This is a genomic window from Enterobacter sp. 50588862, assembly GCF_001462935.1.
GTDB classification, from domain to species: domain Bacteria; phylum Pseudomonadota; class Gammaproteobacteria; order Enterobacterales; family Enterobacteriaceae; genus Enterobacter; species Enterobacter bugandensis.
Genome location: NZ_LNHM01000018.1, coordinates 115,408 through 129,534, shown reverse-complemented (window position 1 = coordinate 129,534; position 14,127 = coordinate 115,408). Strand labels below are relative to the sequence as shown.

The 14,127-nt window shown below is 52.4% G+C and carries 17 protein-coding genes and 1 pseudogene; 10 read left to right on the top strand and 8 right to left on the bottom strand.

Features of this window, described 5'->3' with window-relative positions:
- Window positions 1-28: 28 nt before the first annotated feature.
- The 4 genes and pseudogenes from APT89_RS23235 to APT89_RS07315 all read left to right on the top strand — a co-directional run bounded on the left by APT89_RS23235 (window position 29) and on the right by APT89_RS07315 (window position 2,693).
- A pseudogene (locus APT89_RS23235) lies at window positions 29-294 on the top strand (SymE family type I addiction module toxin).
- Between the two features lie 417 nt (window positions 295-711).
- On the top strand, window positions 712-1,407 hold the full coding sequence (locus APT89_RS07330) for a hypothetical protein (protein ID WP_072201704.1): 696 nt from the start codon (window positions 712-714) through the stop codon (window positions 1,405-1,407).
- 211 nt (window positions 1,408-1,618) lie between these two features.
- On the top strand, window positions 1,619-2,098 hold the full coding sequence (locus APT89_RS07320; protein ID WP_060571988.1) for an Hcp family type VI secretion system effector: 480 nt from the start codon (window positions 1,619-1,621) through the stop codon (window positions 2,096-2,098).
- A 10-nt stretch (window positions 2,099-2,108) separates the two neighbouring features.
- Window positions 2,109-2,693 (top strand): hypothetical protein, encoded by a 585-nt coding sequence (locus APT89_RS07315; RefSeq protein WP_239689082.1) that lies wholly within the window; start codon window positions 2,109-2,111, stop codon window positions 2,691-2,693.
- 33 nt (window positions 2,694-2,726) lie between these two features.
- Here APT89_RS07315 and APT89_RS07310 read toward each other — a convergent pair whose 3' ends face one another.
- The 3 genes from APT89_RS07310 to APT89_RS07300 all read right to left on the bottom strand — a co-directional run bounded on the left by APT89_RS07310 (window position 2,727) and on the right by APT89_RS07300 (window position 4,854).
- Window positions 2,727-3,170: an acetyltransferase gene (locus APT89_RS07310; protein WP_060571987.1), complete on the bottom strand. Its 444-nt coding sequence runs from the start codon at window positions 3,168-3,170 to the stop codon at window positions 2,727-2,729.
- A 31-nt stretch (window positions 3,171-3,201) separates the two neighbouring features.
- Window positions 3,202-4,251 (bottom strand): class I SAM-dependent methyltransferase, encoded by a 1,050-nt coding sequence (locus APT89_RS07305; RefSeq protein WP_060571986.1) that lies wholly within the window; start codon window positions 4,249-4,251, stop codon window positions 3,202-3,204.
- A gap of 78 nt (window positions 4,252-4,329) precedes the next feature.
- A complete protein-coding gene (locus tag APT89_RS07300; RefSeq protein WP_028014997.1) occupies window positions 4,330-4,854 on the bottom strand; it encodes a lipocalin family protein in 525 nt (174 codons plus the stop codon).
- Between the two features lie 117 nt (window positions 4,855-4,971).
- Here APT89_RS07300 and APT89_RS07295 point away from each other — a divergent pair, with 117 nt between their 5' ends.
- The 5 genes from APT89_RS07295 to APT89_RS07275 all read left to right on the top strand — a co-directional run bounded on the left by APT89_RS07295 (window position 4,972) and on the right by APT89_RS07275 (window position 9,492).
- Entirely contained in the window at window positions 4,972-5,697 is a 726-nt protein-coding gene (locus APT89_RS07295) for a MerR family transcriptional regulator (protein WP_060571985.1), read from the top strand.
- A gap of 99 nt (window positions 5,698-5,796) precedes the next feature.
- Window positions 5,797-6,207, top strand: a complete 411-nt coding sequence (uraH, locus tag APT89_RS07290) for a hydroxyisourate hydrolase (protein WP_060571984.1) — start codon at window positions 5,797-5,799, stop codon at window positions 6,205-6,207.
- A gap of 102 nt (window positions 6,208-6,309) precedes the next feature.
- A complete protein-coding gene (locus tag APT89_RS07285) occupies window positions 6,310-7,269 on the top strand; it encodes a YbgA family protein (protein ID WP_041911685.1) in 960 nt (319 codons plus the stop codon).
- A 144-nt stretch (window positions 7,270-7,413) separates the two neighbouring features.
- Window positions 7,414-8,502, top strand: a complete 1,089-nt coding sequence (locus APT89_RS07280; protein ID WP_060571983.1) for an AAA family ATPase — start codon at window positions 7,414-7,416, stop codon at window positions 8,500-8,502.
- 186 nt (window positions 8,503-8,688) lie between these two features.
- Window positions 8,689-9,492, top strand: a complete 804-nt coding sequence (locus tag APT89_RS07275; protein WP_041911687.1) for a DUF4225 domain-containing protein — start codon at window positions 8,689-8,691, stop codon at window positions 9,490-9,492.
- On the opposite strand, the gene APT89_RS07270 is transcribed toward APT89_RS07275, so the two are convergent.
- The 5 genes from APT89_RS07270 to APT89_RS07250 form a co-directional block, all read right to left on the bottom strand.
- Window positions 9,470-9,799, bottom strand: a complete 330-nt coding sequence (locus APT89_RS07270; protein ID WP_041911688.1) for a hypothetical protein — start codon at window positions 9,797-9,799, stop codon at window positions 9,470-9,472. The two genes, APT89_RS07275 and APT89_RS07270, sit on opposite strands and share 23 nt — an antisense overlap.
- A 234-nt stretch (window positions 9,800-10,033) precedes the next feature.
- The gene (locus APT89_RS07265) at window positions 10,034-10,993 is read right to left on the bottom strand and encodes a GlxA family transcriptional regulator (protein ID WP_060571982.1); all 960 of its coding nucleotides are present in this window, start codon (window positions 10,991-10,993) and stop codon (window positions 10,034-10,036) included.
- A 26-nt stretch (window positions 10,994-11,019) separates the two neighbouring features.
- Window positions 11,020-11,799 carry an MBL fold metallo-hydrolase gene (locus APT89_RS07260; protein WP_041911690.1) on the bottom strand — a complete coding sequence of 260 codons (780 nt, stop codon included), beginning with the start codon at window positions 11,797-11,799 and terminating at the stop codon, window positions 11,020-11,022.
- 122 nt (window positions 11,800-11,921) lie between these two features.
- Window positions 11,922-12,722, bottom strand: coding sequence for a lipoprotein NlpA (gene nlpA, locus APT89_RS07255; RefSeq protein ID WP_028014989.1), 801 nt, complete (start codon window positions 12,720-12,722; stop codon window positions 11,922-11,924).
- Between the two features lie 147 nt (window positions 12,723-12,869).
- On the bottom strand, window positions 12,870-13,289 hold the full coding sequence (locus APT89_RS07250; RefSeq protein WP_041911691.1) for a GNAT family N-acetyltransferase: 420 nt from the start codon (window positions 13,287-13,289) through the stop codon (window positions 12,870-12,872).
- A gap of 186 nt (window positions 13,290-13,475) precedes the next feature.
- Here APT89_RS07250 and APT89_RS07245 point away from each other — a divergent pair, with 186 nt between their 5' ends.
- On the top strand, window positions 13,476-14,045 hold the full coding sequence (locus APT89_RS07245) for a TetR/AcrR family transcriptional regulator (protein ID WP_028014987.1): 570 nt from the start codon (window positions 13,476-13,478) through the stop codon (window positions 14,043-14,045).
- Window positions 14,046-14,127 lie beyond the last annotated feature (82 nt).

Sequence of the window (14,127 nt, the reverse complement as noted above, 5' to 3'; positions counted from 1 at the left end):
TACCATACCAACTATCAATGAGTTGATTATAACTGATTCACATTCTATCCAGACACCGACCAATCCGGAACCGAGCGTTCGTTGATTATGGGATACTGCCCAAATGTTTTCGACAAATCGACGCTGAAAATCATCCTTTCTGGCAAGTAGCTGCGCGCGGCGGGGTTTGATACCGGACAGCATGTCACTGTAAAGGTCATGAAAGGATGTATCATTCTGGTGGCGTATAACGAGCAGGAAGCGGTTGCAGGATAAACGCTCATTGAGATAGAGGACGCGCTTGCAGCGATCTAAGCTCCCTGTTCGAACCATCAACTAATATCTCATAAATAGAATTTCTGATGGCGACATTGATCAGCATTCAACTATCCGGAAATTCCGGATAGTTGGCCCGGAAAGGTGACATCAGATTTCCACTGAGTGATCACTACAATCTCAAAGCTACACTCGTAGTTACGCTCAGCTCATGGCTCCCAGTTTCGCCTTTAGCGGCCATACGGCTATTAAACTAATATGCAACGGATCTAACGCCCTCATTCTCACGCTCATATAATATCTAAATTAATAGCCAACAATTATTCACGACAAATATAATGCGAAGATTAAAATATCTGAATTTTTCATTACGTATAAATTATTGCGATATGCATCACAGCAGAAATATAATATTAATAGAAACTTGTACCTATGTTTACTGTTAAAAGGTGCAATATGTATTATAGCGACTCATTAATAACATCAATGGATGCGAATAAAATATTGGCACTAAAGTTAGATCACGCCTTAACAGGCGTAAAAGATGAAGTATTAAAGCAAGCGCAACTGTTAGATGATGGGGCAACGCGATTAAGCTATCAGCTATCGTGCTTTACTGAAAACTATCAGGATGTATGTTTACGATTACGCAAAGAAGACTCAAGATTTTTGACAGGTATCGTCCAGTTAATAAAACACAGAGACATTATCTATAAGATGCTTTATATTTATATTAAAAGCCTATTAAGTAACAAGAGTGAAAAAAGAATACATAACATACAAATAAATCTTATGCGTTTAGGTTTATCAATTTCATCATCGATGCTCTCCAGCCAGGCTTTTATATATTCGGCAACTATTGCAATTTTTAGTAGTGTTCATACCAACATTTGGATGAAAGAAAAGATCACATCGTTTTCTACTTATGCTGTCCTTGGTTTAAAAGTTTATGGCATCGTTGAGCAAGCATCCAGAAGCGCCAACCATCTAAAAAATTATAATGCTTATTACTATAATCTCCTTTATCAGGAAGAGCTTGAAATGATGTTTTTCTTGATTGAGCCCATAATAATGAGGTCCCCCATACTTAACCAAGCCTATGCTTCAGACAGCGACATTGCATACGCGATTTCAAGGATGATAAAGGGATGATTAAAGCTATTAAAGACTGGCTAAAAGGCCAACTCATATTTTTCCTGAGAGGCGCAACTCCCCTTTTATTCGTCGTAATATTTGCACTATTTGCCGTAACCTGGCTACCCGAAAAAATCGCAATGAATGCAACATGGTCAGTTGTAGTTATTGTAGGCCTCAATATCCTTTTACGTAAAAAAAGATAATTACTATTTAACAGGAGTAAATTATGTCAATTCCCGCACATCTATGGTTGTTTGATGAAAATGGCTCGCCCATAGTTGGTCCATCCTTACTGCCAGCGAGATTAGGATCGTTTGAAATCCGTTCAGTTATCCATCAGGTATGGATCCCTGAGAGCTCGCATACTGGTCGTTTGACAGGCACGAGAGTTCATTCCCCCTTAAATTTGCATAAGGAATTTGATGCTGCAACGCCTGTTTTATATCGTGCTATGTGTGAAGGAAGAACATTAAAAAAAGCAGAATTGAAAATGTATCGAATTATTGACCAGGGCGTTGAGAGTGAGTATTTCAATATGATAATGGAGAACGTGAAAATCACCTCTATATCACCCCTGCTGCATCCCACCGGCTTGACGAGCACGCATCTAGAAGAGATTCAACTCAGGTACGAGAAGATTACATGGAAGCATTGCGACGGGAACGTTCTCTACACTGACGAATGGAATAACCGAGCTACGTATTAGGGTATCTAAAATGAAAGTACTGTTAATTTTGGCTGCACTTCTATTCCTGGTTCAAAATACATCAGCAGCCCAAATGTCCGGCTTCGCAGCCAGGTATTATCAGTATGATGGAACAACGTCGGAAGAACCCACAGAAGTGCCCCTCTATCCCACTATTACCATCGGTAAGAAAACCGTGCAAATGGAGGTTACTCATCTGGCAGACATCTCCAGCACACCAGTCAACAAAGACAGTTCCGCTTGTTGGTTCTGCCTTCATGACGACGATGACACGAATTACTGGTTCATCTCTTATAACGAAATGGGTACAGGATTGTTAACGGCAATAGCCATAGCCAGGGATGGGATTCATAAAGAGTGTGCAAAAACAACGGAAGCTGTCAAAGTCTCAGTCGCTAATGTTCCGTTGTTGAATGCTACTCACGGGAATTTAGTTAAACTGTTCGGTAATAAGGAGATCGCCAAAAAGAAAGCAATGCTCTTTTATCATGAGACACCAGTGCAGGATGGATTCATCCAGAGTAATACGGTCTCGTATTACTTCGATGGCGAAAAAGTACGTGGCGTAATCATCGGGCAAATTACCAGCAACTAGTTCGCAGACTCCCTCTTCCACAGGAACGGGGAGTTAAGCCTGTCCACCCAACCTCATATGGAGCAACGGAAACGGATTCCCCTGCCCGTCCACTTCCGAGCGCCCGACCTGCTCAAACCCCATATGGCGATAAAATCCCACGCCCTGCGGATTCTGCTCATTCACATCCACTTCGTTCACGCCGAACGCTGCGATGGCGTGTTGCAGCAGCAATTTCCCAACGCCCTTCCCGCGGCTCGCGTCGTCAACAAATAGCATTTCAATGCGGTTTTCATCCACGCCTAAAAAGCCGTGAATAACGCCTGCGTCATCCTGGGCCATCACAACGCTGAGGTTTGGCAAATACGCGTTAAGCAATAACGGGCGCAGCGCCGCGATATCGCTTTCCTGTAAAAAGTGATGGGTGGCGCGGACGGAGGATTCCCAGATCGCGACCAGACGTTCGAAGTGTATGGGGAGTGCGGTTTCAATTTTCATAGGGGGATCATGTGCTGATAAGTAAGTTAATTCAAGTCACTCCTTGCGGACCGTACGGGAACTGACCGTGCGGTTTTTCATCCCCTACCCTAATCTCCATCACCGCATACACCCCGTCCTTCGGCACGACCACGGTGACGTTTTCCACCGGTACGCCCGCCGCCAGGTGAATATCCTGCAGCTGCTGTAGCGTCCTCGGGTGGATATCCTCCCAGCCGATACCGCGCAGCACAAAGTCAATCTGCGGGCTGCTGGTCAGCATGTTTGAGACAATCACCGCCCCGCCGGGCTTGACCAGCCGCAGCGCGCGCTGGAGAAAAATCACCGCGTCGGCGTCGTTGAAGTATTCGAAAATCCCCAGCGCGTCGACCAGTTCGGCCTGATGCTCGCCCAGCTCCAGCAGCAGGTCCTCGTTACGCACCAGCGTGTGCACCAGGTTGCGCCTGAGCAGGGTCAGCTGTTCGCCCACCACAATGCCTTCCTGCGCCGCCATGGTTTCGGCCCAGCTAAGCGCCACGGGGTCTTTATCCACCAGGGTGAGATAGACCTGCTGGCCATCGAACTTTGCTTCGCGCAGCGCCTCCAGCACCGGAATGGCGGCGCCGCTTGCCAGGCTGACCCAGTTGTTCTCGCTCTCATTGTGAATGTACTTCTCCACCAGCGCGGCAAGCACCCGGGCGCGGGCGCGCACGCCGATGGCGTCGTTCGCGTGGATAAACCACTGACGACTGTCGCTGTCCATCTTTGTGCCATCCGGCAGGCGATCCTCAAGCGGGTTTTGCACCACAAACAGCGCCAGCGCGGAGGGCACCAGCCGGGTGCGCCATGCGGTAAGCGCCGGACGGTTGCGAAAGGCCTGTTCGGAATAGCGGTTCTGCGGGACGAGCACAGCCTGCCCCCCTTCCTGATATTCGACCTGCGGAGGGCGAAGCGCTAGCTCGGCTTTCAGCGCCCGATCGAGCGCAGCGATCTCCCGGGCAGCATCGTCTTTCATCGGCCACTGGTCGCTGACGTCGGGAAATGACGCGCTGAAAATCGTCATATTTTCCGGCGCATCGCCGCGAAAAGGCTGCCAGTTCATGTCGTCTTCCCTCCGTTAGGCTTTTAACGGAAGTCTATCTAGGCGAGCCAGTAATGCCCCAGGAAGAAAGCACGATTTTTACTGCTTCACCCACACCAACTGGTCAACCCGGAAGCCCAGACTGCGCGCGGTATTCAGGTAATCCTGCTTTACCGCATCCGGGATGGTCGGCGTGCGTGACAGGATCCACAGATAGTCGCGGTTCGGGCCGCTCACCAGCGCGTACTGGTACTTATCGTCCAGCCTGATCACGTTATACCCGCCGTAGAACGGGCCGAAGAACGATACCTTCAGCGCGGCGGTGGTCGGCTCGCCGGTAAAGTAGGCTTTGCCCTCGCTCTCGTTCCACTTGTTCTTCACCGGATCAAAACCCCGGTTAAGCACGCTGATGCCGCCGTCGCTGCGCTCGCCGTAGGTCGCCGTCACCTGCTCCAGACCGCGTTCAAAGCGGTTTTCCAGACGGGCGACTTCGTACCATTTGCCGAGATAGCGGCTGGCGTCAAAGTGGGTAATAGGCTGCACGCCTTTCGGCGGCGTGGGGGATTTACAGGCGACCAGCGTCAGGGCAATCGCAACACCGGTCACAACAGGCCATAGCTTCATGAGAATTCCTTTCATTTGCACGGTTGGAAGTTAAGTGTAGTGCACCGTTTCGGCGCTTCATCCCGTTCGGGAAAATTCGTAGTATATTGAGAGTATTCCTCCACCCTGGACACGGACATGGCTTACTCCATCGGCGAATTCGCCAGACTCAGCGGCATCACCGCCACCACCCTGCGGGCGTGGCAGCGTCGCTACGGTTTACTCAAGCCACAGCGCACGGAAGGCGGCCACCGCCAGTACAGCGATGAGGACGTCCAGCAGGCGCTCAAAATCCTCGACTGGGTAAAAAAAGGCGTCCCGATCGGCCAGGTCAAACCGCTGCTGGAGCGCCCGACGCCGGGGCGGACCAACAACTGGCAAACGCTGCAGCAGATCATGCTGCAACGCCTGCAGGACGGCAAAGTCGAGTCCCTGCGCCAGATGATTTACGATGCCGGACGCGAGTACCCAAGGCCGGAACTGGTCGCGAACGTACTGCGTCCGCTGCGCAGCCAGGTCTCGGCTAACGTCGCCGCCGCCATGACCCTGCGCGCGATCCTCGACGGCATCATCATCGCCTACACCTCGTTTTGCCTCGAAGGCGATAAAAAAGCGCCGGGCGACAATATTCTGCTCAGCGGCTGGCACCTGAACGACCCGTGCGAGATCTGGCTCGAAGCCCTAACGCGCACCGGGCAGGGCCACCGCATCGACATTCTGCCGGTTCCCCCTGACGCGCTGGCGCCGGAGATTTTCCCGGAGCGGAAATGGCTGCTGGTCACCAGCGGCAAGCTCACCGCCGGGCGGAAAAAGCAGGTGGAGCAGTGGCAGCAGCAGGTATCGCTTGAAGTAATTATCCTCTGATAATTTTCTCCTGCGGGAATCTTCACGAAAAGTTGAATATTTTCCCACGCCGCAGATGCTAACGTTTTCCTGTGACGAATAACTCAACAGGAAAACACCATGAAAAAAACTGCCCCTCTGCTGATCCTGGCCTCGATGGCCTTCGCCCCTGCCGCCTTTAGCGCCCCTGCCGGCACGCTAAGCGTCCACATTCTTGACCAGCAAACCGGAATGCCGCCATCAGACGTTACCGTTACGCTGGAGAAGCAGCAGCAGGACAAATGGACTCAGGTTGCCAGCGGCAAAACCGACCACGATGGCCGTATCAAATCGCTCTATCCGCTGGACCAGGACATGCAGCCTGGCGTCTATAAAGTGACCTTTAAAACCGCAGAGTACTTCCACGGCAAAAAGCTGGACACCTTCTTCCCGGAGATCCCGGTGCTGTTTACCGTGACCCGCACCAACGAAAAGCTGCACATCCCGCTTCTGCTTAGCCAGTACGGCTACTCGACCTACAAGGGCAGTTAAGAGGCATTGATTTTAAAGGATTATAAAAAATAGTTCCGCGAATACTTGGACAAATTAGTCATGTTGTGTAAGTTTTAGTTATATGAACGGGAGGACTACACCATGACAACGAAACCTGTGCTCGGTATTAGCGGATGTTTGACCGGATCCGCCGTTCGCTTTGACGGCGGACATAAGCGCATGGGCTTCATCATGGATGAGCTGGCCCAGTGGGTGAATTTCAGGCCCGTCTGCCCGGAGATGGCCATCGGCCTGCCGACGCCTCGCCCGGCGCTGCGTCTGATCGTCACGACAGACGGAGAAACGCAGATGCGCTTCAGCCACGCACCTCACGAAGACGTTACGCAGAAAATGGCTGACTTTGCGGCAGATTATTTGCCGAAAATCGGCGATCTCGCAGGCTTCGTTGTCTGTGCAAAATCCCCAAGCTGCGGCATGGAACGCGTGCGGCTATACGATGAAAACGGCAACCGGGGCCGCAAGGAGGGGGTCGGGCTGTTCACCGCCGCTCTCCTTGAAACCTTGCCGTGGCTGCCCGTGGAAGAGGACGGACGCCTGCACGACCCGGTGCTGCGGGAAAACTTTGTCGAACGTGTTTTTGCGCTGCACGAACTTAACACGCTGCGTAAAAATGGCCTCACGCGCCGCGCGCTGCTGGACTTCCACAGCCGCTATAAGCTTCAGCTGCTGGCGCACCACCAGGCGGGCTACCGTGAGATTGGCCCGTTCGTTGCCTCGCTGCACGAGTGGGAAGACCTGGACGCCTTCTTCGTGGCGTACCGGGAAAAGCTGATGACCATCCTGAAAAAACCTGCTTCACGGAAGAATCACACCAACGTGCTGATGCATATTCAGGGCTATTTTCGTAACCAGCTCAACACTCGCCAGCGCGGCGAGCTGCGCGATGTGATCCTGCACTATCGCAACGGACAGTTGCCTATCCTCGCGCCGATCACGCTGCTGAAGCACTACCTGGCCGAATACCCCGACCGGTATCTGATGACGCAAAACTACTTTGATCCCTATCCTGATGATTTGGGTCTGCGTCTGGCAGTCAAGTGATGAAAAAAATGCGAAGGCCCCATTGACCCATAGAGGCCCAAAGCAGTACCCCGTTTAGACGACATCCTCACTGTCGTCTCTTTTTTGCATTTCATCTAAAGACTGTGATTATATACAGGCTTATTCTGCAAAAGGGGCCTGCCTGTGATCCACACCCTGCACATACAAAACTACCGCTCCATCCGCGAGATGTCGCTGGAACTGGAGCAGCTCAATATCGTCTTCGGGCCGAACGGCACCGGAAAATCCAATATTTACAAGGCGATACACCTGATGCACAGCGCCGCGCAAGGGCAGTTTTCCCAGGCGCTGGCGAACGAGGGCGGCATTCTGAAGGTGTTCTGGGCAGGCAAAACCCGCAGCGACCAGCTGCGGCGGATGAACCTGGCGGTGGAAACAGAGACCTACGAATACGAGCTGCAGGTCGGGTTTGTGGAGAAGCTGCCGTATCCCTCACAGTTTCAGCTCGACCCGGTGATCAAAGAGGAGTCCATCTGGCTGAGCGGCCAGCACCGTCGTCCTTCGTCACAGCTGATGAAGCGCAGGAATCAGGCCGTGTTTCTGAACAACGTGCATCACGAGAAAGTGACCCACAGCGGCACGCTGTATGAGAACGAATCGGTATTCGGGCAGCTCGGTGAACCGCATCTTTACCCGGAAGTGTCGCAGATGCGCGAATCCCTGCGTAACTGGCGCTTTTATCATGAGTTTTCTGTATCAATCGGCTCGGCGATGCGCGCTCCGCAGGTCGGTTTCCGCTCCCCGGTGCTGGCCAGCGACGGCGCCAACCTGGCGGCGGCGTTTCAGACTATCGTGGAGATTGGCGACGAGCTGCTGCTGATGCGCATTCTCGACCAGGCCTTCCCCGGCTGCGTGTTTTACAGCGACAACAGCGGTGGACGTTTTCGCATGATGATGCAGCGCGAGGGGCTGAGCAGGCCGCTGGAACCGGCGGAGTTCTCCGACGGCACCCTGCGCTTTCTGTGCCTGGCGGTGGCGCTGTTAAGCCCGCGCCCGCCGGCGTTTATCGCGTTAAACGAACCGGAAAACAGCCTGCACCCACAGATGCTGCCCGCTCTGGCGAGCTTAATCGCCGAGGCCAGCCACTACTCGCAGATCTGGCTCACCAGCCACTCGCCGGAGCTGGCGACGTTGATTGAGAAGCACAGATCGTTTTCGCTGTATCAGCTGTCGATGGCGGAGGGGGAGACCAGGGTGGAGAGACTGGGGTAAGTGTTTGTTTCCTTAATTACTTTTCTCCAGTCATCCCTCTCATGGTCGCCATCAACGACGATGATGATTTCCGCAGGTATATGCTTCAGCGAATTCAGGGCTCGCGATACATTATCCAATTTATTGTTGTCAGTTTCTGCTGGCTGGATAATCTGTAAACATTGGTTATCAGATGAGAAAATTAAAATGGATATTGCACTTTTCCCTGGTCAGAACACCCGTGCATGGGCTGAAACAATGATTAACCTTGAAGCCCGAAAGCTTATCAATACTGCGAATATTGTCGGAGGGCAACATCTCAGCGACGGACTCGCACGAATTAAATTTATGGATGATATTCGGCAATTTGTAATGCAACAGTTTAGCGCTACCCGGGCGGCCAGAAGTCATGATGAGTGCATGGAATGCCTGAAAAACATCCGGGCTGAGAACGAAAGTCTTCTTGATCAAAGCAGAATGCTTCGCTCACGTACAGCTCAGCTTTTTGCTCAGATTGAACTGGTTAAAGAAAATAACAAAGTCATCGGTTACTTTATCTCGTCGATAAAGGTTGTACTTTCCGGGTTACAGATTGTTGCAGGCGTTGGTGCAATGATGACAATGAATCCAGTGGGTGCGCTTGCAGGAGCGATTCTGGTTATGGATGGTGCAAATGCTATTTCAAAAGAAATTAACAGAACCCTTCAACATCAACCAAATTCTGAAGGTATGCTGGCAGATGGCGTCATGGATATCGCTCAGTTTATGGGATTTAAACGTGAATCAGCACTGGGAGTCTTCAACAGCGTAAGCCTGGCAGCAAGCGTCTATACGGTATTTGGCGCCATCCGAAAACCCGAATCATGGCGTCTGTTTCGCTATCTCCCGCTGGATTTCTACCGCAAGGTCGACGGTATGAATCGCGCAGCGCTCACTATGAAAATTGTCGGCTGGGGTGTCTCTGCAAAAGTCTCGTTTGATTTAATTTCTAATGCGTCTGGCCAGAACTAATGTATTTCTTTCTGTAGCGCCAGGCTTTGTAGGTAATGACCGGGGGTTGAAAAAACCAGACAATCGCCAACACGATGAAAAGAGAGATGCCCCCGGAAACAAGATTGTAATGTTCAGCGAAAAAAATAAGCGCCAGGAAAATCAGAGCCACAGCCGCAGTAATACACAGAACCATGATAAATCGCTTACCTAACTCAAGCACGACCTCGAGCAAGGATGAACCATAACGACTGATGTTTCGGTTCAGATACGCTAACTCTTTTACGGTGAAACCTGATTCAAGTAACTGCGTTTCAATATTGTTCATGCCACTACCTTTTCTTCTGGAAAGTAACGTGCAATATCTTAACCGGAAGAGATGCGTCTTGTAACCCGTCTGATACATCAGCATTTTCAGCAAAAAAACAGGACCACGCTAAAAAGACACTGGCGCTAAAGTAGAAAATAATAGATTACGGTGTTTAGAGCGCGCTCGTTAGGGGCGTTCGTAGCCGTCACCCCGAAAATGTCCCCCACGCCTTTTTATTCAATCGCGACAGAATTATAAAGACGGATGAACACGGAACGTCTTTCGCCAGTCCGCTGGGCTCACCCCAAAGCGCGCCTTAAACTGCTGTCGCCAGGTGACGGCGGAATTAAATCCCACCAGCTCCGCCACGCTCTCAACGGGCATATTTCCGGCTTCAAGCAAAATCTGGCTGCGCCGCAGGCGTTCGGCGGTAAGCCAGTCGGCGACGCTCATCCCCGTGGCTTTAATAAAATGGCGGGTCAGCGTGCGGCGGCTCATCGAAACCACCTCCGCCAGCGAGTCCAGACTATGCGGTTCGGTGATGTGCTGCTGCAGGTAGTCGATCAGGCAGTTAATACGTGCGTCACGGGTATCTTTCGGAACCGGCTGGGCGATGAACTGCGCCTGCCCGCCCTCGCGATGGGGCGGGACAATCATCCGACGGGCAATCTGGTTGGCAACCACGCTGCCAAAGCGCTGGCGAATGATATACAGGCAGCAGTCGAGGGCTGCGGCAGTACCGGCGGAGGTGATGATATTGCCGTCATCCACGTAAAGGGCATTAATATCCAGCCGAACGTTCGGGAAGAGCGACTGAAACTGACGTTCGAACTCCCAGTGGGTGGCGGCCCGTTTACCGTCGAGTATCCCCGCCCAGGCCAGCACAAACGATCCCAGACACAGGCCGACAATTTCCGCGCCGTTGTCTCTCGCCAACACCAGGCTGTCGAGCAGCGCCTGAGGCGGCCGTTCAAGGACGTGCTGCCAGAAGGGAACGACAACAATGTCGGCCTGCCCGATGGCGGTGTAATCCTGCGTGGCGTTGAGGGCAAACCCGTCTTTTGAGGTAAGAAACCCCGGCGTTTCGGCGCAGATCGTCACGTTAAAGCGCTTTTCGCCGGAGACCGAATCACCAAACAGAATGCAGGGAACGGAGTAGTGGAACGGGCTAAACCCGTCTACCGCGACAATCGCGACGTTGATTAGCGACATCTGTCTCTCCTTTCCCGTTAACGCACTCAGAATATAACGGTTTCGCCATCCTGGGGAATGCTCACCACATCGCTCACCTGGTTGGCTTCGACGTACTCACGCAGCGCGCTGCGGGTCAACAGGCAGTGGTTAATCGCCTCCATGTGGCTCGCGACGATTTTAGCCTGCGGCAGCAGGAAATGGACGTTAAGCACATCTTCCTGTCCCATAATAATGGGCCCAAAGCCGATGACGTGGGCATAACCGGCGTTCAGTACTACCACATCTGGCTGGTGTTTTTGCAGATCGGCTGCCACCTCTTCGCGCCAGATGGTATCCCCGGCAAGATAGAGCGTCTTCTCATCAGGATGACGCAGCACCACGCCACAGGCCTCACCCAGCCGCTCCGCCAGTTCTGGCACGGCGTAAGCGCGGTCGGTCCCGTGCTGGCCGCCGTACGTTTTCGCAATCCGAACCTCCCCGAAGGTGGTCTCGTCGGTCATGATCGTCAGGTTGGTAAATCCCTGGCTGCGCAGCAGCGCGGCGTCACGATCGTTTTGCACGTAGATCGGTTTGTCTTTGGCGATCAGCTCTGCCGCGGTGCGATCCCAGTGATCGTCATGGGTATGGGTGACGATCACCGCGTCAGCGTCCAGCAGCGTATTGACGTCGACGGGAAGTTCGACCGTCGGGTTACGGCGTTCGGCATGCGCCGTACCGGGAAAGCCCGGATAAGCGCCTTTCGGGGCCAGCATCGGGTCGATTAAAAGACGTTTTCCGGCGTAGGTAATCAGCAGGGTGGCATTGCGAATTTGGGTAATGTTCATGGGCTATCCTCCGGTTGGTGTGATAAGGAGGATAGCCAGCCGTCACAATTGGCGCTGTGGGTTAAAGGGCGATTACCGATGGAATCGGGCCATTTTCATCACCGCGTTTTCTGCCGGCACCTTTACCAGCCTGGCACCGCCCCGCCGTTAAAGATCGTCTCTGCCGCTTTCGCCACTTCCGGTGACTGATACGACTGGATAAACGCCTTCACGTTCTCCGCGTCTTTGTTGTCTTCGCGCGTCACCACGATGTTCACGTACGGCGAGTTTTTATCTTCAATAAAGACGCTGTCATGCACCGGCGATAGCCCTGTTTGCTGAATATAGGTGGTGCTGATGATGGCGACATCCACTTTCGGGTCGTCCAGCACGCGCGGCAGCTGTGCCCCTTCCAGTTCCATGATTTTCAGCTGCTTAGGGTTGGCGGTAATATCCAGCGCCGTCGGCAGCAGCCCGGTGTCCGGCTTCAGGGTGATGAGCTTCTCTTTTTGCAGCAGCAGCAGCGCGCGGCCAAGGTTGGTCGGATCGTTTGGAATGGCGATAGTCGCCCCGTCCTTCAGGTCAGAGACGGATTTGATTTTGCGGGAATAGCCGGCCATCGGGAAGACAAAGGTGTTCGCCACGGCCACCAGCTTGTAGCCATGCGCCTTGTTATCCTCTGCAAGGAACGGGCGATGCTGGAAGACGTTGGCATCCAGTTCCCCCTGGTTGGTGGCATCGTTAGGCAACAGCGAGCCGCTGAAGCCCACCAGCTCCACGTCCAGGCCATATTTCTCTTTTGCCACCTTTTTGGCGACTTCCGCCACGTCCTGTTCGGCGCCGTTGATGACGCCGACTTTAATGTGTTTGGCATCGCTGCCACTTTGATCGCACCCGGCCAGCAGCAGGCCAGCCAGTACCAGAGCACCTAATCGACGTTTCACAAGACAGTTCCTTTTGCTGAATGTTGTAGTGACTATATCGACAACGAGGCGGGGAAATAAAAACCGAAAAAGAATCAATAAGAAGGATAAGTTATATGCGGGTATGGCCGGGTGACGCTGCGCTTACCCGGCCTACGGATTCAGAGCTTAAAGGGCTTTCGCCAGGTAATGTCGCTGCATGCCCGGGTACGGATAATCCTGCAAAGACATCTGCAGCTGGTACCCCTGTTTTTCATAGAACGGGCGCGCCTGGAAGCTGACGGTATCCACCAGCGCGTGCTTGCAGCCTTTGCGTCTGGCTTCCTCTTCAGCCGTTTTGATAAGCTGGCTGCCCACGCCGGTACCCCGCACGGTGTCGCTGACCCAGAGAAAGTCGATATTCAGCCAGTCGCCTTTACGCACTCCAATGAGCCCGCCGAGCATGACGCCTTTATCGTCTCGTACATAAACGCCAATGTCGCCGCTAAAGTTTGTCAGATCGATAAACTGTCCGTTATAGGCTCTTAACCCCACAAATAGCTCTTCTTTTTCTGCGGGTGTTACATTATAAGTAATGCTCAGGTGCATATTTCTCTCCTTATTTTCCGCGCAATTTGAATATCTCACAGCTTAACCTTCATAAAAACTCCTAATTTCCTCCATTTTTTTAATACAGAAACATTCATTCAATAACTAAATAAAAAAAGCCTTTCCAATACGCACCCAAAACGTATACTGAGAACGATCATTCTCACTTTTACACGGTAGACGACGATGAGCACAAAGCTGGAAGAACGACAAAAACAACGTCAGGACGAAATCATCACCGCCGCGCGTCGCTGCTTTCGCGCCAGCGGATTTCACGCCGCCAGCATGTCGCAAATTGCCAGTGAGGCGAAGCTTAGTGTCGGGCAAATTTACCGTTATTTCAGTAACAAAGACGCGATTATTGAAGAGATGATCCGCCGCATTATCGACTCACGCATCGAAGGGATGCAGGACAAAACGGTGGTGGAAGGGATGCCGCAGGCGCTCGCCTGGCGTCAGACGCTCAACGAAGACGACGATGCGTTGATGCTCGAAATGTCTGCCGAGGCGACCCGTAACCCGCAGGTGGCGGCCATGCTGATCGCAGCCGATGCCCGGATGTTTACCAACGCCTGTGCGCACCTGAAAAAACAATTTCCCCATCTGAGCGATGAACATATTCGCTGCTGCGTGGAAATTACCGCAGTGATGATCGAAGGCACGATTTACCGTCGACTCGCGCCTTTAAAAGTACCGTCAGAACAATTAGAGCCTATCTATCAGAATATTTTAAATATGCTTTTCTCTGCGAAGTAATCGCATGTGAATAATTAGCGGGAATAAGTAATTTCCCAACTTAGCATTTCCGGCCATGCCGGAGATGCGGTATCGCTGTGCC